Here is a 21,585-nt window from a genome sequence, read left to right as displayed (position 1 = left end):
TTCATTCATGCTTGATTAAAACGGTTGATTCTGGACTTTATGGCTTTACGGGTGTCGGCAAGGGCAAGCCGGCGAAGTGCGCGGCCAGGTTATCGACGACCAGCTGGCCCATGGCGTGCCGCGTTTCCACGGTCAGGCTGCCCACGTGCGGCGTGAGCACGACGTTGGGTAAGACGCGCAAGGCATTTGGTACGCGCGGTTCGTCCGCAAACACGTCGAGACCGGCCGCGCCCAGGTGGCCATCCTGCAAGGCGGCGGTCATGGCGTCTTCATCGATCAGCGCGCCACGGGCGATGTTGATCAGGGTGCCTTGCGGGCCGAGCGCGTCGAGTATGGTGCGGTCGACGATCTTGCGCGTGGCGGGCGTGCCCGGCGCGCAGACGATCAGGTAATCGCTTTCCTGCGCCAGGGCCAGCAGCGATTCCGCGCGCGGCACAGTAGTATCGGCAATGGCGCGCGGCTGGAAGTAGCGGACATGGACGCCGAAAGCGGCCAGGCGCAGCGCGATGGCCTGGCCGATCTGGCCGAAACCGAAGATGCCGGCCGTCTTGCCGCGCAGGCTCGATGCCGGGGCGATGGCCTCGCGGCGCTCCCAGCCGCCGTCGCGCACGAAGCGGTCGAGCGCCACGATGTGCCGCGCGCTGGCCAGCAGCAGGGCCAACGCCACGTCGGCCACGTCGTCCGTCAGCACGTTCGGCGTGGTGGTGACGGCGATGCCCCGTTCGCGCGCCACGTCGAGCGCCACGCCATCGAGACCCACGCCATTGACGGCGACAATTTCCAGATTCGGCAGCAAGCCCATGTCGGTGGCGTTCAAGCCCAGCGCGCCCGTCGTGACGACGGCGCGGACAGACGGCGCGCGCTTGGCCAGCCAGGCGTGGCGCTCGTCCGCCGGCACTTGCCAGGCGTGATGACAGGTGTATTGCTGTTCCAGCTGCGCGTTGACGGCAGCCGAAGGGCTGGGAGCGAGGATGAGGAGGTCGGGTGGCATGGGCGTCCGGGTCGGTATCGGCAGGATTTGCAGACGCAACTTAGCATATTTGATGCCACGCCGGGGGTGACTGCCCTATTACCACCCCTAAAACCCTGCCCGGCGCACGGTCTTTTCCCGCGTGGGGCTACCCCATCGAATCGTAGGTCGGCTTAGCCCAACGGGCGTAAGCCGACGTGCGCCGCCACGCAGCATGTCAGATTACGCTGCGCTAATCTGACCTACAGCTAATCTGACCTGCACAGCCTTCCATCCGACTCAACCCGGGCAAGGCACTCTTTTCACCTTGCCGCCCGTCTTGAACGGGTCGGCGCCCGCGCCCGGGTTCGCATCGAGCCCAAAGCACGTGGCGCCGCCGGCGCTGACGACGCGCGTGGCGGGGCGGCCGTCGGCCGTCAGGTATTCCTCCACGCGGATGACGGGGCCGCCGCGCCAGGCGGAAGCGACCAGCTTCTGGAAGGTGCTGTCGCTTTTGAGATCGGCCGTGGCCAGCCAGGGCTTGTCTTGCCTGGTTTCGCCGCGCAAGGCCTTGTCGGCGGCGCCCGCGGCCAGCCGGGCGCGCGTGCGCAAGTCTCCGGCGGACGGCACCGTGGCGGGTGCGGCGGATGCGGCAGGCAATTCTTCGGCGGGTACGGTGATGACTTCCGCCGCCACGGCGGGCGGCGCGGAAGACAGGGGCGGTACAGTGGCACGCGCGCGCGGCATGGGAACCGGCGCCGGCAGCGGCAAGGCCATTGGCGGCGCCTGCGGCGCTGGGCGGGGCGGCAGCAGGGTCATGAACGCCACTTCCGTGTATTGCTTGAGTTGCCGCGCCGGCAACAGCAGGAAATACAGGCCCAGCGCATGCATGGCCAGGATCAGCGCGACGGCCGCGCCTTTCAGGCTCAAGCCCCGCCGTATGCGCAGGCGCATGGAAGCGGACGGTAGATGGCGGAGCAATGGCATGCGGTTTCCTGTGGGCGCCGGGCGCGATGGTCCATTCTAGCGAAACTTGACCATAGGCATTAATATATCCACAAGGTATCGCCTGGCGCGCCTTTTTTCGCCAGATTCCAGCTGCCTGGCTTGCCGGGTGTTGTACAAATGACGACTTTTTGATCGCTTTCTCACACTTTTCCACGCTGTGCGCCACGCTGGAATATAATGATAATCATTCTCATTAATATCCAGACAACACCATGCGCTCCTTCCACCTCGTCCCTACTCCGTTCGCCCTGGCCGCCTTCCTGCTGGCCAGCGCCGCCGCCCATGCCCAGACCACGCCGGCTGACAGCGACGCGCAAACCATGCCGACCGTTGTCGTCAATGCCTCGGCCGATGCGTCGGCGGAAGGCTTGTCGAAGGCGTATGCGGGCGGCCAGGTGGCGCGCGGCGGGCGCATGGGCATCCTGGGGTCCGTGGACATGATGGACTCGCCATTCGGCAGCACCAGTTATACGCAGCAATTCATTGCCGACCAGCAGGCGCGCAGCGTGGGCGACTTGCTGCAGAGCGATGCGGCCGTGCGCATGTCGCGCGGCTATGGCAATTTCCAGGAAGTGTATGTGATCCGCGGTTTCGCCCTCGATTCGGACGACGTGGCGTACAACGGCCTGTATGGCGTGCTACCGCGTCAATATGTATCGCCGGAATTGCTCGAGCGCGTAGAAGTGTTCCGTGGCGCCAGCGCCTTCCTCAACGGCGCGGCGCCGGGCGGCAGCGGCATCGGCGGCGCCATCAACCTGATGCCCAAGCGCGCCGGCAACACGCCATTGACAGAACTGACGGTGGGCGTGGAATCGGGCGGCCATGCCTACGCGGCCATCGACGTGGCGCGCCGCTTTGGCGAGAACAAGGAATTTGGCGTGCGCGTGAACGCCGCCAAGCGCCAGGGCGAGACCAGCATCAAGCGCGAAGACCACGACGTGGGCATGTTTTCCGTCGGTCTCGACTACCGCGGCCGCGGCTACCGCCTGTCGGCCGATGCCGGCTACCAGAATTTCGATTTGACGGCGCCGCGTCCCTCCGTCAACACGGGCAGCCTGACGGCCTTGCCTGGCGCGCCCGATGCATCGAAGAACTTTGCCCAGCCGTGGAGCTATTCGAAGGAGCACGATGTGTTCGGCACGGCGCGCGCCGAAGTGGACCTGGCCAAGGATGTCGTGGCCTGGGCCGCGTTCGGCAGCCGTTCGACGAAGGAATCGAACAGCCTGGCCCAACCTAGGTTGACCTCGCTCAATGGCGATGCCAGCGTGTACCGTTTCGACAATGCCCGCAAGCAGGAAATCCGCACGGGCGAACTGGGCATCCGCGGCAAGCTCACGACGGGCGCCGTCAAGCACACCCTGGTGGCCAGCTGGTCCGGGCACTGGAACGAGGCGAAGAATGCGTATGCGATCAGCGACTATGCGGGCTTGCCGACGAATATCTACCGTCCGCTGGACGTGGCCATGCCGCCCACCCTGCCCGACAACTCGGGCGGCGTGATGAGCGACCCGCGCCTGACGCAAAAAACCATCCTCAGCAGCTACGCCGTGGCCGACACCATGGCCTTTCTCGACGACCGGCTGCTGCTGACCGTGGGCCTGCGCCGCCAGCAGATCCGCGACGCGGCATATGCCTACGGCACGGCCGTGCAATATTCCAGCTATGACAAGAGCGCCACGACGCCCGTGGCCGGCATCGTCTACAAGGCCAGCAAGAACGTGTCGCTGTACGCCAACTACATCGAGGCGCTGGTCAAGGGTCCCGTTGCCAGCGGCACCTATTTTGATGGCCAGAACGACGTGCCGCTGAGCAACAAGGGCGAAGTCTTCTCGCCCTACAAGTCGAAGCAGAAGGAAATCGGCGTCAAGTACGACGGCGGCAAACTGGGCATGAGCGCCGCCCTGTTTTCCACGGCCAAGCCTTTGCCTGCCGTGGTCGGTTCGCGCGCCACCCTGTCGGGCGAACAGCGCAACCAGGGCCTGGAACTGTCCGTCTTCGGCACGCCGATGGCGGGCGTGCGCCTGCTGGGAGGCCTGACCTGGCTTGATACGGAACAGCGCAAGACGGACAAGACGGACAACAATGGAAAGCATGCCATCGGCGCGCCAAAGACACAGCTCAGCGTGGGCGGCGAATGGGACGTACCCGGTGCGCCCGGCTTGAGCCTGAATGCCCGTACCGTCTACACGTCGACGCAGTATGCTGACCTGGCCAACAGCAAGCAACTGCCATCGTGGACCCGCGTCGACATCGGTGCACGCTACCTGACGCAGGTGGCCGGGCATGACGTGACCTTGCGCGCGCGCATCGATAACGTGGCCGACCGCAGCTACTGGGCGTCGGCCGTCTCCTCGTTCGACGCCGGCAGCCTGGTGCTGGCCGCGCCGCGCACCTTCGTCGTGTCGGGCAGCGTGGCGTTCTAAAGACTTGGCAGTCCCTGCCGACAAGAAAGCTGCCTTCTGGCAGCTTTTTTTTCACGTGTACGCCTGTGCCGCAAGCCGTGCTTCGGCGACAATGCCCACATGAAACGACTCCCTGCCCTGCTGCTCTTGCTCTGCCTGTCCCTGCCTGCCGCTGCCCAAAAGCAAGCGGCCTGCCCGTATGCCGCCTGGAAAAGCGGCTTCAAGGGCGATGCGCGGGCGCAAGCCACGTGTTTGCTGCGCCCCGTCAAGTTATATGCGCGCCTGGGCGACAGCGCGCCGCTGCCCGAGTTTCTTGCCGCCCGCATCGGCCAGCGCACGGGCATCGCGCCGGCCAGGCTGCGCACCTGGCTTGCCGAGCAAGGCATCGCCGAAGCGGACGTGGGCGGCGCCGTCGATGCACCGCTGTCGCGCGCAGTGGGCCGGCTGGCCGCGCCCATGGCCCGCTATTTCGTCATCCACGACACCAGCTACCCGAATTTCCTGCTGGAGCCCATTCCCGGCCACATCAACGACGCCAGCTGGGATTTCAACGATTTACCTCTGCGCAATCCGGCGCTGGGCGGCGGTCCGAAAGGCCATGTGTACGTGAACCGCCTGGGCGGCTCGCTGCAGGTGCGCGACTTCGGCACGGCCAGCTACGCCAGCAAGCTGGAAAAAGACAAGCCGTCGCTGACGGGCCTGTTCCTGCACGTGGAACTGGTGCAGCCGCGCAACTCCGTACCCGGCGGCGGCAAGGGCAACGACGGGCTGGCGCCCGATCCCGGTTTTACACCTGCGCAATACGAGCGCCTGGCCCTGCTGTACATCGCCGCCAGCGTGCGCAAGGGCACGTGGCTGATCCCTGCCTTTCACGCCGTGCTCGATACGGGCTTTGCGAATGGTCATGACGATCCGCAGAACTTTTCGCTGGAGCAATGGGACACAGCCCTCGGTCATTTGAGCGCCGTCATGACAGGCGCCGACGCGCCAAATTGAACACCACCTGCACGCCGATTTGGAGGATACTTTAGCTCCCGCCGTTGCACGGCGCGGATGCCGAGCTGTCCAAGGGGAGCTGCGATGACCTATGCCTCTGACCAGAAAATGCATGTACTGGACATGCCCGCGCGCACGCGGCGCATCTTCAGCATGCGCGATGCCGTGCTGACGCAATGGGAACACGAGGTGCGCGCCAAGGTGCGCGGCGCCGATGCCTTGCTGACACCCATCTTGATCAATACCTTGCCCGCCTTCTTCGACAACCTGGCCGAAGCGCTGACGCCAGGATATCCGCGCGACAATGCCACCAGCAATACCAATGCCCCTGCCGTGCACGGCAACGAACGGGCGCGCATGACCAGCTATGGCCCGGAGCAAGTGATCCAGGAATACCAGATCTTCCGCGACTGTTTCGCCGATGCGGCCCTCGACGCGGGCGTGCCGCTGCGGCGCCGCGACTGGAAGGTGATCAATGCGTCGATCGATACGGGCATCCGCGAAGCCATCCTGGAATTTACGGCCATGCATGAAAGCTTCCAGCGGCGCATCGCGGCCGGCCTGTCGCACGACATGCGCAATCCCCTCTCCGTCATGACAAACAGCGCCCAGCTGCTGCAGCGGCGCGCGCAGCAGCTCGACGTGCCGGCCCTGGCGTCGAAAATCATCGAACACGGCAAGCGCCTCGACGACATGATCCAGGAATTGCTCGATACGCTCAGCTACCACCGGGGGCAGAAACTGCCGCTGGTCTTGCATCGCTTCGATATCCTGCCGCTGGCGCAGCAGGTGGCCGACAGCGTGAATACGGGCCATCCGGGCAAGTGCGAGGTCACGGGCGCGTCCGTCACCGGTTGGTGGTGCGAAAATTCGCTGCGCCGCGCCCTGGAAAACCTGGTCGGCAATGCCCTCAAGTATGGCGACGACGGCCCCATCCATATCCACATCAACACCCTGCGCGAACGCATGATACTTACCGTGCACAACACGGGCAGCACCATCGCCCCGGAGCAGACCGAGCGCATCTTCGAATATCTGCGCCGCGAACACCAGGGCAGCGCGCCCGGCTGGGGCATCGGCCTGCCCTTCGTGCAAAACGTGGCGGAAAGCCACGGCGGCAGCGCGCTGGTCGACAGCGCGCCGGAAACGGGCACCACGTTTACCATCGACCTGCCCATCGACTGCCGGCCCTTCGTCACGCCGGACGCCTGACCTCGCCGCCACCTGCCCCAACACCGGCATCTTCCGCGCAGTAACGCACCAATACGGTGCGGATGACGGTTTTACGCCACAAAAATGGTCATTTTTTACATACTTTCGGGTGCGCCGCACTGGCACGATTTCTGCTGAGCTATAGTCAGACACGGCTCAAGGGAAATCACAACATGGCAAATTTTTTCAATGAAATGACTGCAAATGAAGTGGGTGCGGACAGCAAGGTACGTGAACACTATCGTGAATTCAGCAACTGGCTGGAGCAGCAATCCCCCGAGACCATCGCCCGCAAGCGGGCCGAAGCCGACCTGACGTTCCGCCGGGTCGGCATCACGTTTGCCGTCTATGGCGACGATGCCGGCACGGAACGCCTGATTCCGTTCGACACCATCCCCCGCATCATCCCCGCCGCCGAATGGGCGCAGATGCAAACGGGCCTGGTGCAGCGCGTGCAAGCCTTGAACATGTTCATCCATGATATTTATCATGAGCAAAACATCATCAAGGCGGGCATCATTCCCGCCGAGCAAATCTACAAGAATGCCCAGTACCGTCCGGAAATGCAGGGCATTTCCGTCGCCTCCGACATTTACGCCCACATCGCCGGCGTCGACATCGTGCGCGCGGGCCAGGGCGAATTCTATGTACTGGAAGACAATCTGCGCGTGCCCTCCGGCGTGTCCTACATGCTGGAAGACCGCAAGATGATGATGCGGCTGTTCCCGGAACTGTTCGCCCGCAACCGCATCGCCCCCGTCGACCATTACCCCGACATGCTGCTCGACAACCTGCGCTCCGTCGCGCCCATGGGCGTCGATGACCCCACGGTCGTCGTCATGACGCCAGGCATGTACAACTCCGCCTATTTCGAACACGCGTTCCTGGCCCAGCAGATGGGTGTGGAACTGGTCGAAGGCAAGGATCTGTTCGTCAACGACAACTCGGTGTACATGCGCACCACGCGCGGCCCCAAGCGAGTCGACGTGATCTACCGCCGCGTGGACGACGATTTCCTCGACCCGCTGGCTTTCCGCTCGGACTCGTCGCTGGGCGTGCCCGGCCTGCTGTCCGTCTACCGCGCCGGCCGGGTGACCCTGGCGAACGCCATCGGCACGGGCGTGGCCGACGACAAGTCGATCTACCCGTTTGTGCCCGACATGATCAAGTTTTACCTGTCGCAAGAACCAATACTCAACAACGTACCGACGTACCAGTGCCGCAAGAGCGCCGATTTGTCCTACGTGCTGGCGAACCTGGCGAAACTCGTCGTCAAGGAAGTGCATGGCGCGGGCGGCTACGGCATGCTGGTGGGGCCGGCCTCGAGCGCCGCGCAGATCGAGGACTTCCGCCTGCGCCTGCTGGCCAATCCGGGCGGCTACATCGCCCAGCCGACACTGGCCCTGTCCGCCTGCCCCACGTATGTCGAGGCCGGCATCGCGCCGCGCCACATCGATTTGCGTCCGTTTGTGCTGTCCGGCAAGACGATTTCCATGGTACCCGGCGGCCTGACCCGCGTCGCACTCGGCGAAGGTTCGCTCGTGGTCAACTCCTCGCAAGGGGGCGGCACCAAGGATACCTGGGTACTGGAAGCCACATCCGCTTTTGCAGGAGAGAAAACATGCTGAGCCGCACCGCAGATCATTTGTTCTGGATGGCCCGCTACACGGAGCGGGCGGAAAACACGGCGCGCATGCTCGACGTCAACATGCAGACCTCGATGCTGCCCCAGTCCGAACAGGACGCGGAGCAAGGCTGGCGCGCCACGCTGGGGATTTCCGAGCTGCAAAGCGCGTACGACCACAAATATGGCCGTTTTCATACACGCGACGTGCTCGACTTCATGGTGCGCGACCCGAACAACCCATCGTCCATCCTGGCCTGCCTGACGGGTGCGCGCGAAAACGCCCGCGCCGTGCGCGGTACCTTGACGACGGAAGTGTGGGAAATCCAGAACGCCACCTGGCTCGACATGCAGAAGCGCTTGAAGAGCAATCTGCTGGAAACGGACCCCAGCCAGTTCTTCGAATGGGTCAAGTACCGCTCGCACCTGTCGCGCGGCGTCACTTTAGGCACCATGCTCAAGGACGAGGCCATCCATTTCATCCGCCTCGGCACCTTCCTCGAGCGGGCCGACAACACGGCGCGCATCCTGGACGTAAAATTCCACGGCGCGCGCGACACGTCGAAAGATATCACCCAGCGCGATTTTTACTACTGGGCGGCCCTGCTGCGCTCCGTCTCCGGCTTCGAGATCTACCGCAAGGTCTACCGCGACGTGATCACCCCGGCACGGGTGGCGGAATTGCTGATGCTGCGCGGCGACATGCCCAGGTCCCTGCTTGCCTGCATGGATGACGTGGTGGAAAACCTCAAGCACATCCGCAACGATGTGTCGGCCGATACGGAACGGTTTGCCGGCAAATTGCACGCGGAATTGAAATTCGGCCATATCGACGACATCATGAAGGCGGGCTTGCACCTGACTTTGACGGAGTTTCTGGAAAACATCTACGACCTGGGCAACCGGGTCAGCCGCGATTTCCTCGTTCCCTTGGCGGCCTGATGCAGCTCACCATCCGCCACGAAACCCATTACGCCTACAGTGCGCCGCTGGCCTACACCATCCAGCAGCTGCACCTGACGCCGCGTATCGAGCCGCAGCAGCGGGCCCTGTCCTGGCAAATCACGACGCCGGGCCAGTGCCACGCCTACACGGATGCCTACGGCAACTTGTCGCATATGCTGACGATCAACGGCAGCCATCACTCCCTGAGCCTGGTGGCGCATGGCGTGGTGGAAACCATCTACCCGCACAAGGGACGGCTGAACCTGATTGACACCTTGTCGCCCCTGTTGTTTACCATGCCGACGCCGCTGACGCAGGCCGATCCCGCCATTCTCGACCTGGCGGCCGCCAGCCTGCCGGACCGGAGCGTGACGGCGGGCACGGGCCATCTGCTGCGCCTGGCCGAGCACATCGTCGGCAAGGTCGCGTATGAAAGCGGCGCCACCATGGTCACCACGACGGCCGGCGACGCGCTGGCCCTGGGACGCGGCGTGTGCCAGGACCACGCCCACCTGTTCCTGGCCTGCTGCCACGCCTGGGGCATCCCCGCCCGCTATGTATCCGGCTATATCGATCCGGGCACGACGGGCCATGCGGCCAGCCACGCCTGGGTCGACGCCTGGGCCGAAGACACGGATTTCGCGGGCTGGGTCAGCATCGACGTCACGCATGCGCGGCTGATGACGGATGCGTATTGCCGCCTGGCCATAGGGCGCGACTACGATTCGGCGGCTCCCGTGCGCGGCGTGCGCCAGGGTGGCGGCACGGAAACCTTAAGAGTCGATGTGCAGATCGTGCCTGCGTAAACAGCCAGGAATGAGGCTGGCCGGGCCTTGCCAGCGGTATGCCGGGCCCGGCTGGTGTAAAATGCTTCCCCTTTTGATTTGATTTACGACGATGACTTATTGCATAGGCATGCGCCTGAACGAAGGCCTGGTCTTCCTGTCCGACTCCCGCACCAACGCCGGCGTGGACCAGGTGGGCACCTTCCGCAAGATGAGCGTGTTTGAAAACCCGGGCGACCGCATGCTGGTCCTGATGACGGCCGGCAATTTGTCGATCTCGCAGGCGATCCGCCAGATCGTTTCCGAACACGTCGATGCGGACGGACGCAGCATCTGGAACGTGGCCAGCATGTACGATGCGGCCCGTATCGTGGGCGAAGCCGTGCGCACCGTGCACCTGCGCGAAGCGAAGGCCCTGGCCGACTGCGGCATCGATTTCAACGTCAGCATCATTCTGGGCGGACAGATCGGCGCCGAGCGCTGCCGATTGTTCCAGGTGTATTCGGCCGGCAATTTCATCGAATCGCACGATGAAAACACGTATTTCCAGATCGGCGAAGCGAAATATGGCAAGCCCATCATCGACCGCGTCGTCAACCCGTTCACGCGCCTGGACGAGGCGGCCAAGTGCGCGCTGATCTCCATGGATTCCACCTTGCGCTCGAACATTTCCGTCGGCTTGCCGCTCGACCTGCTCGTCTATGAGACGGGCAGCCTGGCCGTCACGCGCTTCGTCACCATCGATGAAAAGAACCAGTATTTCCGCATGATCCGCGACACCTGGGGCGAACAATTGAAACAGGTGTTCGAAGGCATCGTCGATCCCGTGTGGAACGCGGCGCCCGAGACGACGACGAACGTGCTGTCGTCCGCCAATATGCACAGCAAGCCCGTGCGCGTGGCCATCCCCGAGCACGTGAGCCGCGGCGGCCTGACCGTGGCGCCGCTGCAATCGTTGGCGCAGCAGTTCAGCGACGACAAGCAGCATTGATCTGCCGCGCACCGGCTGCGCGCGGTGCTGGACAAGTCGCTTTTCGCGTGCTTTTATGGCAATATGGGTTGATATTTAATCCAGATTGACCTGAAAGGCAGGTGGCGCATGGACTTGATCACTTCCGCCGTCGTGGCGGCCATCGGGCATGGCGCGCCCGGCCATGCGCCCGAAGCCGTCGCCAGCCACTATGAGCGGCTCAAGCAGGCCATCGCCAAGTTCGACAGCGCCGCCGCCATCCTGGCCGCCATCGCGGCACTGGAAGCCGAGCCTGTTAATACCGAGCTGCAACTGGCCCTGTCGGCCGCCCTGTCCAGCGCCAAAGTACCGGACGACATGGAAACCCTGTTTGCCGCGCAAGGCTTGCTCGACGCGGTGCAGCGGCCTTTGCCCCAGGCACCCGACGTGGAAGCCGTACCCGCCCCGGCCGATAAAAGCGCCGTCGTGTCGAACTATGCGGTGGTCAAAGTATATTTCGCCACGGACCGGCAGCGCGACGTGGGCAAGCCGCCGGCCCAGCGCTTCAGCGGCGAACGCAACATCCTGGGAGGAAATGGCCCGCTCAGCTATGGCAGCTGCGACATCAGCATCCCCCGCGACCACCGCATGGGCCAGCTGGAATCGCCATCGCTGTGGCGCCTGGAATTCCGCGACGACCCGGCCAAGCACGTGGTGGTGCTGTCTGCCGAGGTGCAGGACCGCGACAACTTCTTTGCCGCACTCAAAACCCAGATCCGCGCCTCGGCCGATAAAAGCGCCTTTGTCTTCGTGCACGGCTATAACGTGAGTTTCGAGGATGCGGCGCGGCGCACGGGACAGATGGCCTACGACCTCGGTTTCGACGGCGCGCCCGTGTTCTACAGCTGGCCGTCGCGCGGCGGCGTGGCCGGCTACACCATCGATGAAAACAATATCGAATGGAGCACGCCCCACATCACGGCCTTCCTGGCCGACTTTCTCGCCAGCACGGAAGCGGCGCAAGTCTATCTGGTGGGCCACAGCATGGGCAGCCGTGGCCTGGCGCGGGCCGTGGCCGACTTGCTGGCCGCGCAGCCGCAGCTGGCGCAAAAGATCACGGAAATCATCTTGTCCGCACCCGATATCGACGCGGCCATCTTCAAGCACGACATCGCGCCGAAACTGGCCGGCGCGCGCAACCCCGTCACCTTGTACGCCTCATCGCAAGACCTGGCCCTGGCCGCCTCGAAAGCCGTGCACGGCTACGCGCGCGCCGGCGACAGCGGCGCCGGCATGCTGATCGTGGCGGGCGTGGAAACCATCGACGCCAGCGGAGTCGACACGAGTTTCATGAAACACACATATTTCGCGGAAAAGCGCTCCGCCCTGTCCGACATGTTTTATCTGATACGCAACCATGCGCGCGCCGACCAGCGCTTTCTCGACCCCGTCGACACGGTGGCCGGCCGCTATTGGACGTTCAAACCGTGACGCCGTTCCATCCGGAGCGGCACGCATGCTAAGATACGGCCCAGAGGGTGGCAACGGGCACGGCGATGACGCCGCCAGCCGATCCCCCGCAAGCAGGCCTATCATGTTGACATCATCTTCTACACCACAAGCCGAATCGCTGATCCGCAACACCAATGCCCGCGTCACCAAGACGCGCGTGAAGGTGCTCGACTTTTTAATGGCGCAAAGCCGTTCGCTGACCCACCATGAAATCCAGCAGGCGCTGTCGCAGGACAGCGATATCGATTCCGTCACCCTGTACCGGGTGCTGGAATGGCTGACGGAAAATGAACTCGTGCACCGCATCGCGGGCGCCGACCAGGTGTGGCGCTTCAGCGCGGGCGCCGGCCATCAGGCGCACGAGCACGCGCATTTCCAGTGCACCAAATGCGCGAACGTCACCTGCTTCAACGAAGTCAAGCTGCCGCCGCCCGTGCTGTTGCCGGAAGGCTTCAGCGGCGGCGAAGTCGATTACCTGATCAAGGGCCTGTGCCCGCGCTGCAAATAGCGGAGTCACTTCAGCAGCAAGGCCAGGTGGTGCTCGTCATAGAACAGCTCACCGACGTGCATCGAGCGCGGCTCCGTGCCATACGCGATAAATCCCAGCGATTCATACAGGCCCAAGGCGGCATTGTTTTCCGCATTCACGCTCAAATGCACTTGCATGATGGCAGGGTCGCGTTCGGCCTGTTCGATGCAGGCGTTGACGAGGCGCCGCGCCACGCCCTTGCCCCGCTGCGTCACGTCGACAAACACGCCCCACAGCAAGGCCTTGTGCGACAACTGGCGCATCGTTTCGCGCTGCAATCCGGCAAAACCGACGAGACGATCGCCATCGAAGGCGCCAAAGCCGCGCTGAAAGGCGCCGCCGGCAATGCGCTGCGCATGTTCTTCCGGCGTACGCGCCAGCTCGTCTTCACGCGACGAAGAAAACGAGCTGGGCGAATCGAGGATGGCGCGCAGGCGCAGCGCGCAAAAGGCAGGGGTGTCGGCTGGCGTCAGCAGGCGGATGACGATATCGGGTGCGGGCATGTTGGAATCCGGCAGTTTTTTTCCATTATACCCACGCCCCCGCCTCAGGCACGCACGCGGCGCAAGCCCAGCAAAGTCCAGCCGTACAGGGCCGCCATCAGCAGCACCATGGCCGCGCCCAGGGCCGCCGTCCAGCTTTCCGGCAGCGACCACGCGGCGTCAAACTTGCCGGCCGCCATGTATCCAGCCATGACCACGCAGACGGCGACGATGGGCCAGCCCAGGCGGCGCCGGAAGGCGCGCACGATGTCCATCTTGCCGGTGCGCATGACCTTTGCCGTGACCCAGCCATCGAAGGTATCCGTCACGCCCATGCCGACGGCAAACACCATGCCCGTAAGCAAGGCCGGCTGCATGCCGCCCAGCGCGACGGCCGCGTAGCCCCAGGCGGCTGCCTGCAGGGCCGTGTCGAAGACGAGCGCGAACAGCATGCCGACGAGGATGGCGGCGAGCGGCCCCGAAGCGCCCCGCAGCGCCCGCGGCAGCAGCCGGCCGCGCACCTCGGCCAGTTGCGCGCCGGCCAGCAAGCTGCGCGCATTCATGCCGGCGATCAACAGCAGCAAGGCGATGGGCAGCCATTCCAGCCAGCCGAACACGGCCTCCGACGGTGTAAATTGCTGCGACGCGACAGCGGCGACAGCGACGATGGCCAGCACGGTGACGCCATGCCCCAGCGCAAACAGCGCGCCCATCCATGGCGCCCAGCGCGGCGCGGCGGCCTGGCTGCGCAAGGTCAATCCATCGACGGCGGCCAGATGATCGGGTTCCAGCCCATGCCGCATGCCGAGGAGAAAGATCAACGCCAGGGCGGGCAAGCCCGCTTCCACGCTCATGCCGCCACCTCGCTTACGCTGGCCGCCACGCAACGGTCCAGGCCCCGGATCAGCATATCCTGCGGCAAGTCGCGGCCGATAAAGATGATCTTGCTGGCGCGCGTCTCGCCGTCGCGCCACGGCGCGCCCAGCTCCGAGCCCATCAGCATGTGCACGCCCTGGAACACGGCGCGGCAATCCAGGTCGGCCACGTACAAAATGCCCTTGTAGCGCATCAGCTGGGTACCGAACAGCTGCACCACGGCATCGAGAAAATTTTCCACCTGCAGCAGATCGAGGGGCTGGGACTGGTGATAGACGAACGATTGCACGCCGTCGCCATGGCGGTGTCCCAGTTCTCCCAGGAAATCCGGCTCCAGCTCGACGATGGCGTTCAAGTTGAAGCCGCGAATATTCAGGATGTCGCGCAGCGGCACATTGCCAAAGCGCACTTTCTGTATGCTGGCGCGGCCATTGATGGCGACCAGGCGCTGGCGCAGCGCGGCCAGCTCTTCCTTGCTGACCAGGTCCGTCTTCGACAACAGGATGCGGTCGGCAAAGCCCACCTGCTCCTGCGCTTCCTTGTGCGCCGTCAATTGCTGCTGCGCGTGGCGCGCGTCGACCACCGTCAGGATGGCGTCGAGCATGTAGTACTCGCTGACGGAGGGCTCCGCAAAGAAGGTTTGCGCCACGGGGCCGGGCGCGGCCAGGCCCGTCGTTTCGATGATCACGTGGTCGAAGGCAATGGTTCCCGCCGCGCGCCTGGCCTGCAGTTCACCGAGGATGCGGATCAAGTCGCCGCGCACGCTGCAGCAGATGCAGCCATTGTTCATTTCCACGATCTGCTCGTCGCTATCTTGCACGAGCAAGCCGTGGTCGATGCTTTCGGCGGCGAATTCGTTTTCGATCACGGCGATGCGCACGCCGTGATCGCCCTGCAATATGCGCTTGAGCAAGGTGGTTTTCCCGCTGCCGAGAAAACCCGTGATGATGGTAACGGGGATCAGTTCTGTCATATTGCTTTCCTGTCGGTGGTTAATCTTCGAGTTCTTCCATGCGCTGCCATTGCGGGAACGGGTCGGGCAGCTTGCGCCAGGCGGCCATGCCCTGGCGCGTTTCCGTGTAGTTGAGTTGACATTTCTTCAAGTCCGCCTCGATGGCGGCCTGGTCCATGTCCTGGCCGATGAAGACGAGCTCCTGGTAGCGGTCGCCATACGTTTCGCTCCAGCCCGCTTTAACTTCCGCCAGCGAGGCCGTATCCGTTGGCCAGCGCTCCTTGGGCACGGAGGCCCACCACAGGCCCACGGGTTCGATATTCATCAGCTTGCCCGCGCCGGACAGGCTGGCCACCCATTCGGGACGGCTGGCCAGCCAGAAATATCCCTTGCTACGCACCACGCCCTTGATCGGCTGGGCAATGTAGTCGTGCAGGCGCTGCGCGTGGAACGGTTCCTTCGCCCGGTAGACGAAACTGCTGATGCCATAGGTGTCCGTTTCCGGCGTGTGGATGCCGGCCAGCTCCTGCGCCCAGCCCGGCATGCTGGCCGCCTGCTTCAGGTTGAACAGATTCGTGCCCAGGATGGCATCGAGCGGCACGACGGACTGGTTGGTTTCGATGATGCGCGCGCCGGGATTCAACGCCTTGATGACAGCCAGCACGCGCAGGCGCTCGGCCGCATCGACCATGTCGACCTTGTTGAGGACGATGACATTGGCAAATTCGATCTGTTCCGTCAGCAAGTTGGCCAGCTGGCGGTCGTCGCCCTCGCCCGCGATCTCGCCGCGCTGCTCGAGGCTGTCTTCACTGTGGAAATCGTTGAGCAGGTTGGCGCAGTCGACGACGGTGACCATGCAGTCGATGCGCGCCACGTCGTTCAGGCTGTCGCCGTGCTCGTCCTCGAAGTCGAAGGTGGCGGCGACGGGCATCGGCTCGCCCACGCCCGTCGATTCGATCAACAGGTAATCGAAGCGGTCTTCCGCGGCCAGGCGCCGCACTTCCAGCAACAGATCGTCGCGCAGGGTGCAGCAGATGCAGCCGTTCGACATTTCCACGAGTTTTTCTTCCGTGCGCGACAGGGCCGCGCCGGCCGCTTCGGCGCTGTCTTTCACGAGCGAGGCATCGATATTGACTTCGCTCATGTCGTTGACGATGACAGCCACGCGCTTGCCTTCGCGGTTGCGCAGTATGTGGTTGAGCAAGGTGGTCTTGCCGGCGCCGAGAAAGCCGGAAAGGACGGTGACGGGGAGTTTGCGCTGGGTCATGGGTATCTTTCAGATGGGCAATTAAGGGAGGCAATGGACCTTGGATTTTAAATGCAAGTCTATTGCGTTTGAATTATAATGCAGCTCAGTTGCATTTGTGCGGCAATCTTTGCCGGCCTGACTTCCGAAAGAATTCCATGCTCCACCTCGCCTCTTTGACTTATGGCTATGACCATGCCAGCCCCGTGCTCGATATCGACGCCTTTGACTTGCCCGCCGGGCAGCACGCACTGCTGCTGGGGCCGTCCGGCTCCGGCAAATCGACTTTGTTGCATTTGCTGGCGGGCATCCTGGCGCCCCAGGCGGGCCGCCTTGAAGTGGCGGGCCGGTCCCTGCCCGGCCTCACGCCGCGCCAGCGCGACAGTTGGCGCGGCCGCACCATCGGCTTGCTGCCCCAGCAACTGGCGCTGGTGCCCAGCTTGAACGTACTCGACAATGTCTTGCTGCCCGCCTACGCCAGTGGCCAGCGCGCCGATCCGGTCCGCGCGGCCAGCTTGCTGGGCCAGTTGGGCCTGGCCAACAAGCTCGACGCTTACCCGCATGCCTTGAGTGGCGGCGAACGGCAACGGGCCGCCATCGCGCGCGCCGTCGTCATGCGCCCGCGGCTGATCCTGGCCGACGAGCCGACGGACAACCTCGACGACGACGCCTGTGCCGCCGTCGTGCACCTGATGGCCAGCCAGGCTGCGCAAGTTGGCGCCTCGCTGGTGATTGCCAGCCACGACGCGAGGGTGCTGGCCGCCTTGCCCGATGCGCTCGTGCTGCGCCTGCCACGCTCCAGCTCCAGAGTGGCGGCATGAACGCGGCCACCCTGGCCTGGCGCGCCCTGCGCCACAAGCCGCTGGCGTCCAGCCTGAATCTGCTGCTGGTGGCCATCGGCATCGCCATGATGACGTTCATTCTCGGCGTCTCAAGCCAGCTGGAAGAGCACGCCGAACGCGATGCCCAGGGCATCGACCTGGTGGTGGGCGCCAAGGGTTCACCGCTGCAGCTGATCCTGTCGTCCGTGTATCACGCCGATATTCCGACCGGCAATATTCCCGACAGCGCGCTGTCGGCGCTGGCCGCGCAGCCGCTGGTGCAATCGGCGATCCCGCTCGCGCTGGGCGACAATTTCCACGGTGTGCGCATCGTCGGCAGCACCGCGGCACTGCTCGACCATTACGGCGCGCGCCTGGCGCAAGGAAAACTGTTCACGCTGCCGATGCAAGCCGTGTTCGGCGCCCAGGCGGCGCGCGAAACAGGCGCCACCCTCGGCGCCCGCTTTGCCGGCTCGCACGGTCTGGCGGCCGGCGGCGAAGTGCACGACCATGCGCCCTACACGGTGGCGGGCATTCTGGCGCCCACGGGCACCGTACTCGACCGCTTGATCATCACGCCCGTCGCTTCCGTGTGGCAAGTGCACGAAACGGACCCCGACGAACCAGCGGCAACTGCGCCCCAGCGCGAACTGACGGCCGTGCTGGTGCAATACGCATCGCCCCTGGCCGCCATCAGCCTGCCGCGCTGGGTCAATAGCCAGCCGCGCCTGCAGGCGGCCCAGCCCGCTTTCGAATCGGCACGGCTATTCAATTTGCTGGGCGTGGGCATCGCCGTGCTGCGGGCGATTGCCGCCGGCGTGCTGCTGGTGGCGGCGCTGTCGCTGTTCGTGGCCCTGTATGGCGCGCTGGAAGAGCGCAAGACAGACCTGGCCATCCTGCGCACCCTGGGCGCCTCGCCCGGCAAACTGCTGCGTTTGCTGCTGGCGCAAGGCTTGCTGTTGTCATTGACGGGTGCGGCGCTGGGCTGGCTGCTGGGCCATGCCGGTGTTGGCGTGCTGGAATCGATGCAGCAACTGAATCTGCAAGCGTGGCGCATCGCGCCCGGCGAGGCGTGGCTGCCTGTCATTGCCGTGGCGGTGGGCTTGCTGGCCGCCGCCCTGCCCGCCATTCGCGCCTACCGCACCGATATTGCCGCCACCCTGGCGCGTCCCTGAAAGGAAAAACATGCTGAAAATCATGCTATTGAGCGTTGGACTGCTGTTGGCCGGCAGTGCCTGTGCGGCCCCCGCCGACGAACCGCCGTCGTTCTTCGCGCCCTTGACGGACTTGCCCGGCGTCGTGTCGTGGAAACTGCTGGGCAAGGCCACCACGGTCAAGGCGAAAAAAGGCCGCATGGTGCCGAAATACACCTCGGAAATCAGTGCGCTCGACAATACGGACGTGAAAGTGCAAGGCTTCATGATGCCCTTGGAACCGGGGCAAAAGCAGAAACACTTCCTGCTGACCGTCACCTCGGCCAGTTGTCCCTTCTGCCTGCCAGCCGGTCCGGAAGGCGTGGTGGAGATCAAGAGCAGGACGCCCGTGAAATTCAGCTATGCGCCGTTCATCGTGCAGGGCAAGCTGAAAGTGCTGGCCAGCGATCCCATGGGCTTGTATTACCGCATGACGGACGCGGCCGTGGTGCCGCAATGACGCGCTGGCCGGCGCTATTGCTGTTGCTTGCCGGCCATGCGGCTGCCGCGCCGCTATCCTTCGACTTGAGCCGGCTCGATGGCGAAGGCCGGCTGGAGCTCGGCCAGTTCCAGAACCAGCCAGTGGTGCTGAACTTCTGGGCCAGCAACTGCCTGCCGTGCATCCGGGAGCTGCCGATATTGCATGCCCACGCCGCCAAGCAGCCGAAACTTCCCTTCATCGGCATCGCCATCGACACGCGGGCGGCCGCGCAAGTGTTCCTGCGGCAGCACCGGGCCAGCTATCCCCAAGCCCTGGCTTCACCCGCCTTGCTGCCCATCTTTGGCAATAAAATCAAGGGCTTGCCGTACACAGTCATTCTAACTTCTCAACATCGGATCTGCACGCGGCGCCTGGGGCCCGTCGATGCGGCCTGGCTGGCCAAGGCCGTGGCCGCCTGCGCGTAAGCCTGTATCCATGCGCCTTGCACGACTGTCATCGCCGCGTCACATGGTGGCGTTACAGTCGCGTCCTTTGAATCTCTGCGAGGGCGGTAATGAAAACAAATAGGGTCATGCTGGCGGCGCTGGCAAGTGCGGGTCTCGTTGCTTGCAACGGCAGTTCAAACACGGCGCCGGCCATTCCCGAAGGCACGACGGTCACCGTGGCATTGCTGGAAACCACCGATATCCACTCGAACGTGTTGAGCTATAACTACTATGCGCTGGCCGAAGACACGAGCCTGGGCCTGGAACGGACGTCGACCCTGATCCAGGCGGCGCGCGCGGAAAATCCGAACAATGTGCTGCTCGACGATGGCGACGTCATCCAGGGCACCTTGCTGGCCGACCTGCAGGCCGTGGCCGCACCCGTGCCCTGCTCCGGCACGCTGGCCGTGCACAAGGCCATGAACGCGCTGAAATACGACGCGGGCGGCATGGGCAACCACGAGTTCAACTATGGTTTGCCATACCTGAGCCAGATCACCAACACGGATTTCGGCATTCCCGGCGTGGCCAAGCCGACGGGCACGTGCGGTGCGCCCGCCTTCCCTTCCGTGCTGAGCAATGTCGTCGGCGTGGCCAGCGGCAAGCCCATCTTCCAACCCTACACAGTGCTGCCGCGCGATTTCACCGCCACGGCGCCCGATGGCAGCAAGCTGAGCGTGAAAATCAATGTGGGCGTACTGAGCTTTGTACCGCCGCAAATCCTCGAATGGGATCAGAAAGTGCTCGCTGGCAAGGTCAGCGTGACGGGCGTGCAGGAAGCGGCGAAACAGTACGTGCCGGAATTGCGCAGCAAGGGCGCCGACCTCGTCGTGGCACTGTCGCATGGCGGCCTGGACACGAGCGCCTACAGCCCGAAGATGGAAAACGGCAGCTATCATTTGACCACCACGGGCATCGATGCGCTGATGATTGGCCATTCGCACCTGATCTTCCCGAAAGGCAAGGAAGTGGGCGCGGCCGCGCTGGACGCCTCGTTTGCCGCCTTCCCGGCCAGCGCCAAGATCGACGCCGTCAACGGCTTTGTGAACGGCGTACCGACCGTCATGGCGCAAAGCTGGGGCCGCCGCCTGGGCATCATCAAGCTGACGATGGTGTATCAAAGCGGCAAGTGGGTAGTGCAGCCCGCCAAGACGACGGTGGAATCGCGCGGCTTCAAGTACACGGATGGCACGACTCTCGTGAAAGCCGACCCGGCCATCGCGCCGCTCGTGGCCACCGAGCACGCGGCCACCATCGCCTACGCCAAGCAGCCGCTGGGTATCAGCACGGATTTCGAGATGTCCGCCTACTTCGCGCTGGTGGGCGACGTGAGCGCCATCCAGCTGGTGAACCAGGCGCAGCTCGACTACGTGAAGAACTTCATCGCCACCAGCACGGATGCCACCTTGGCCAGCTACAAGAATATTCCCGTCATCTCGTGCAGCGCGCCGTTCAAGGCGGGCCGCAACGGACCGTCCGACTTCACGGACGTGGCCGCGGGCGCGACGCCGGCCGCACCGGTCGGCTTGCAGGTGCGCAATCCGGGCGACTTGTATTTGTATAGCAATAACAATCTGCAAGCCGTCAAAATCAAGGGATCGGACTTGAAGGCCTGGCTGGAAACGTCGGCCAAGCAATTTGCCCAGATCGACCCAAGCACCACGGCCGAGCAGGACCTGGTGCCGACGTATGGCACGATCTATAACTATGACGTGTTCTACGCGGAAAACAATGCGCTGACGTACCAGATCGACGTGACGAAAAAGCCGGGCAGCCGCATCGTCAACCTCACGTACAAGGGTGCGCCCGTGGCCGACGGCGATGACTTCATCGTTGCCACCAACGACTACCGCGCCGGTGGCGGCGGCGCCGTGCCCGGCATCGACGGCAGCAAGACCATCATCAAGTCGCCCGATGCGAACCAGGCCGTGGTCAGCAACTACCTGGCGTCGCTGAGCACCAAGGGCGGCAAGGTGACCCTGGCGGCGAATGGCAGCGCGCGTAGCTGGAGCTTCGTCAAGACGGCCACGGCAGGTCCCGTGATCCTGCGCTCGGCGCCGGGCCATCTGGCGCTGGCGCAAGGCAGCGGCATCACCAACGTGGCGGCCGAAGGCGGACTCGACGCCAGCGGTTTCGCCAAGTACCGTATCGACCTGAGCAAATAAGGTCCATGGCCG

The 21,585-nt window shown here is 64.1% G+C and carries 20 protein-coding genes; 14 read left to right on the top strand and 6 right to left on the bottom strand.

Annotated features, from left to right (window positions below; translation table 11 throughout):
* Positions 1 to 37: 37 nt before the first annotated feature.
* Positions 38 to 991: a 2-hydroxyacid dehydrogenase gene (locus AC4BCN_RS15445; protein WP_338678678.1), complete on the bottom strand. Its 954-nt coding sequence runs from the start codon at positions 989 to 991 to the stop codon at positions 38 to 40.
* Between the two features lie 258 nt (positions 992 to 1,249).
* Positions 1,250 to 1,936, bottom strand: coding sequence for a hypothetical protein (locus AC4BCN_RS15440; RefSeq protein ID WP_490491138.1), 687 nt, complete (start codon positions 1,934 to 1,936; stop codon positions 1,250 to 1,252).
* 233 nt (positions 1,937 to 2,169) lie between these two features.
* On the opposite strand from AC4BCN_RS15440, the gene AC4BCN_RS15435 reads away from it, so the two are divergent.
* From AC4BCN_RS15435 to AC4BCN_RS15395, 9 genes are all read left to right on the top strand, one after another.
* Positions 2,170 to 4,380 carry a TonB-dependent receptor gene (locus AC4BCN_RS15435; protein WP_490491137.1) on the top strand — a complete coding sequence of 737 codons (2,211 nt, stop codon included), beginning with the start codon at positions 2,170 to 2,172 and terminating at the stop codon, positions 4,378 to 4,380.
* Positions 4,381 to 4,479: 99 nt separating this feature from the next.
* Entirely contained in the window at positions 4,480 to 5,355 is an 876-nt protein-coding gene (locus AC4BCN_RS15430; RefSeq protein WP_490491136.1) for a hypothetical protein, read from the top strand.
* A gap of 84 nt (positions 5,356 to 5,439) precedes the next feature.
* Positions 5,440 to 6,567, top strand: a complete 1,128-nt coding sequence (locus AC4BCN_RS15425) for a sensor histidine kinase (protein ID WP_490491135.1) — start codon at positions 5,440 to 5,442, stop codon at positions 6,565 to 6,567.
* A 173-nt stretch (positions 6,568 to 6,740) separates the two neighbouring features.
* A complete protein-coding gene (locus AC4BCN_RS15420) occupies positions 6,741 to 8,195 on the top strand; it encodes a circularly permuted type 2 ATP-grasp protein (protein WP_490491134.1) in 1,455 nt (484 codons plus the stop codon).
* Complete coding sequence (locus tag AC4BCN_RS15415; RefSeq protein ID WP_034748325.1) at positions 8,189 to 9,133, top strand: alpha-E domain-containing protein; 945 nt, start codon at positions 8,189 to 8,191, stop codon at positions 9,131 to 9,133. The genes AC4BCN_RS15420 and AC4BCN_RS15415 overlap by 7 nt, the downstream gene beginning before the upstream one ends.
* The gene (locus AC4BCN_RS15410; RefSeq protein ID WP_490491133.1) at positions 9,133 to 9,942 is read left to right on the top strand and encodes a transglutaminase family protein; all 810 of its coding nucleotides are present in this window, start codon (positions 9,133 to 9,135) and stop codon (positions 9,940 to 9,942) included. Before AC4BCN_RS15415 ends, AC4BCN_RS15410 begins: the two co-directional genes overlap by 1 nt.
* A 91-nt stretch (positions 9,943 to 10,033) precedes the next feature.
* On the top strand, positions 10,034 to 10,912 hold the full coding sequence (locus AC4BCN_RS15405) for a proteasome-type protease (protein ID WP_034748331.1): 879 nt from the start codon (positions 10,034 to 10,036) through the stop codon (positions 10,910 to 10,912).
* 108 nt (positions 10,913 to 11,020) lie between these two features.
* On the top strand, positions 11,021 to 12,361 hold the full coding sequence (locus tag AC4BCN_RS15400) for an alpha/beta hydrolase (protein WP_490491132.1): 1,341 nt from the start codon (positions 11,021 to 11,023) through the stop codon (positions 12,359 to 12,361).
* Positions 12,362 to 12,464: 103 nt separating this feature from the next.
* Entirely contained in the window at positions 12,465 to 12,890 is a 426-nt protein-coding gene (locus AC4BCN_RS15395; RefSeq protein ID WP_034787417.1) for a Fur family transcriptional regulator, read from the top strand.
* Positions 12,891 to 12,895: 5 nt separating this feature from the next.
* Here the strand turns inward: AC4BCN_RS15395 and AC4BCN_RS15390 are convergent, their stop codons facing one another.
* The 4 genes from AC4BCN_RS15390 to zigA are packed head-to-tail and all read right to left on the bottom strand — an operon-like array spanning position 12,896 to position 16,488.
* Complete coding sequence (locus AC4BCN_RS15390) at positions 12,896 to 13,414, bottom strand: GNAT family N-acetyltransferase (RefSeq protein WP_485882916.1); 519 nt, start codon at positions 13,412 to 13,414, stop codon at positions 12,896 to 12,898.
* A gap of 44 nt (positions 13,415 to 13,458) precedes the next feature.
* Positions 13,459 to 14,247: a HoxN/HupN/NixA family nickel/cobalt transporter gene (locus AC4BCN_RS15385; RefSeq protein WP_490491131.1), complete on the bottom strand. Its 789-nt coding sequence runs from the start codon at positions 14,245 to 14,247 to the stop codon at positions 13,459 to 13,461.
* Positions 14,244 to 15,242, bottom strand: a complete 999-nt coding sequence (locus AC4BCN_RS15380; RefSeq protein ID WP_490491130.1) for a CobW family GTP-binding protein — start codon at positions 15,240 to 15,242, stop codon at positions 14,244 to 14,246. The genes AC4BCN_RS15385 and AC4BCN_RS15380 overlap by 4 nt, the downstream gene beginning before the upstream one ends.
* A gap of 19 nt (positions 15,243 to 15,261) precedes the next feature.
* Complete coding sequence (gene zigA, locus AC4BCN_RS15375) at positions 15,262 to 16,488, bottom strand: zinc metallochaperone GTPase ZigA (RefSeq protein WP_490491129.1); 1,227 nt, start codon at positions 16,486 to 16,488, stop codon at positions 15,262 to 15,264.
* Between the two features lie 137 nt (positions 16,489 to 16,625).
* On the opposite strand from zigA, the gene AC4BCN_RS15370 reads away from it, so the two are divergent.
* The 5 genes from AC4BCN_RS15370 to AC4BCN_RS15350 all read left to right on the top strand — a co-directional run bounded on the left by AC4BCN_RS15370 (position 16,626) and on the right by AC4BCN_RS15350 (position 21,573).
* Positions 16,626 to 17,288, top strand: coding sequence for an ABC transporter ATP-binding protein (locus tag AC4BCN_RS15370; RefSeq protein ID WP_490491128.1), 663 nt, complete (start codon positions 16,626 to 16,628; stop codon positions 17,286 to 17,288).
* Complete coding sequence (locus AC4BCN_RS15365; RefSeq protein ID WP_490491127.1) at positions 17,285 to 18,463, top strand: ABC transporter permease; 1,179 nt, start codon at positions 17,285 to 17,287, stop codon at positions 18,461 to 18,463. Before AC4BCN_RS15370 ends, AC4BCN_RS15365 begins: the two co-directional genes overlap by 4 nt.
* A gap of 10 nt (positions 18,464 to 18,473) precedes the next feature.
* Entirely contained in the window at positions 18,474 to 18,941 is a 468-nt protein-coding gene (locus AC4BCN_RS15360; protein WP_139088938.1) for a DUF3299 domain-containing protein, read from the top strand.
* Positions 18,938 to 19,387, top strand: coding sequence for a TlpA family protein disulfide reductase (locus AC4BCN_RS15355; protein ID WP_490491126.1), 450 nt, complete (start codon positions 18,938 to 18,940; stop codon positions 19,385 to 19,387). Before AC4BCN_RS15360 ends, AC4BCN_RS15355 begins: the two co-directional genes overlap by 4 nt.
* An 89-nt stretch (positions 19,388 to 19,476) precedes the next feature.
* Entirely contained in the window at positions 19,477 to 21,573 is a 2,097-nt protein-coding gene (locus AC4BCN_RS15350; RefSeq protein WP_490491125.1) for a bifunctional 2',3'-cyclic-nucleotide 2'-phosphodiesterase/3'-nucleotidase, read from the top strand.
* Positions 21,574 to 21,585 lie beyond the last annotated feature (12 nt).

This window comes from Janthinobacterium sp. Bl 1 (genome assembly GCF_058215535.1).
The sequence above is the reverse complement of the archived record's forward strand: the minus strand, read 5'-3'. Positions and strand labels throughout refer to the sequence as shown.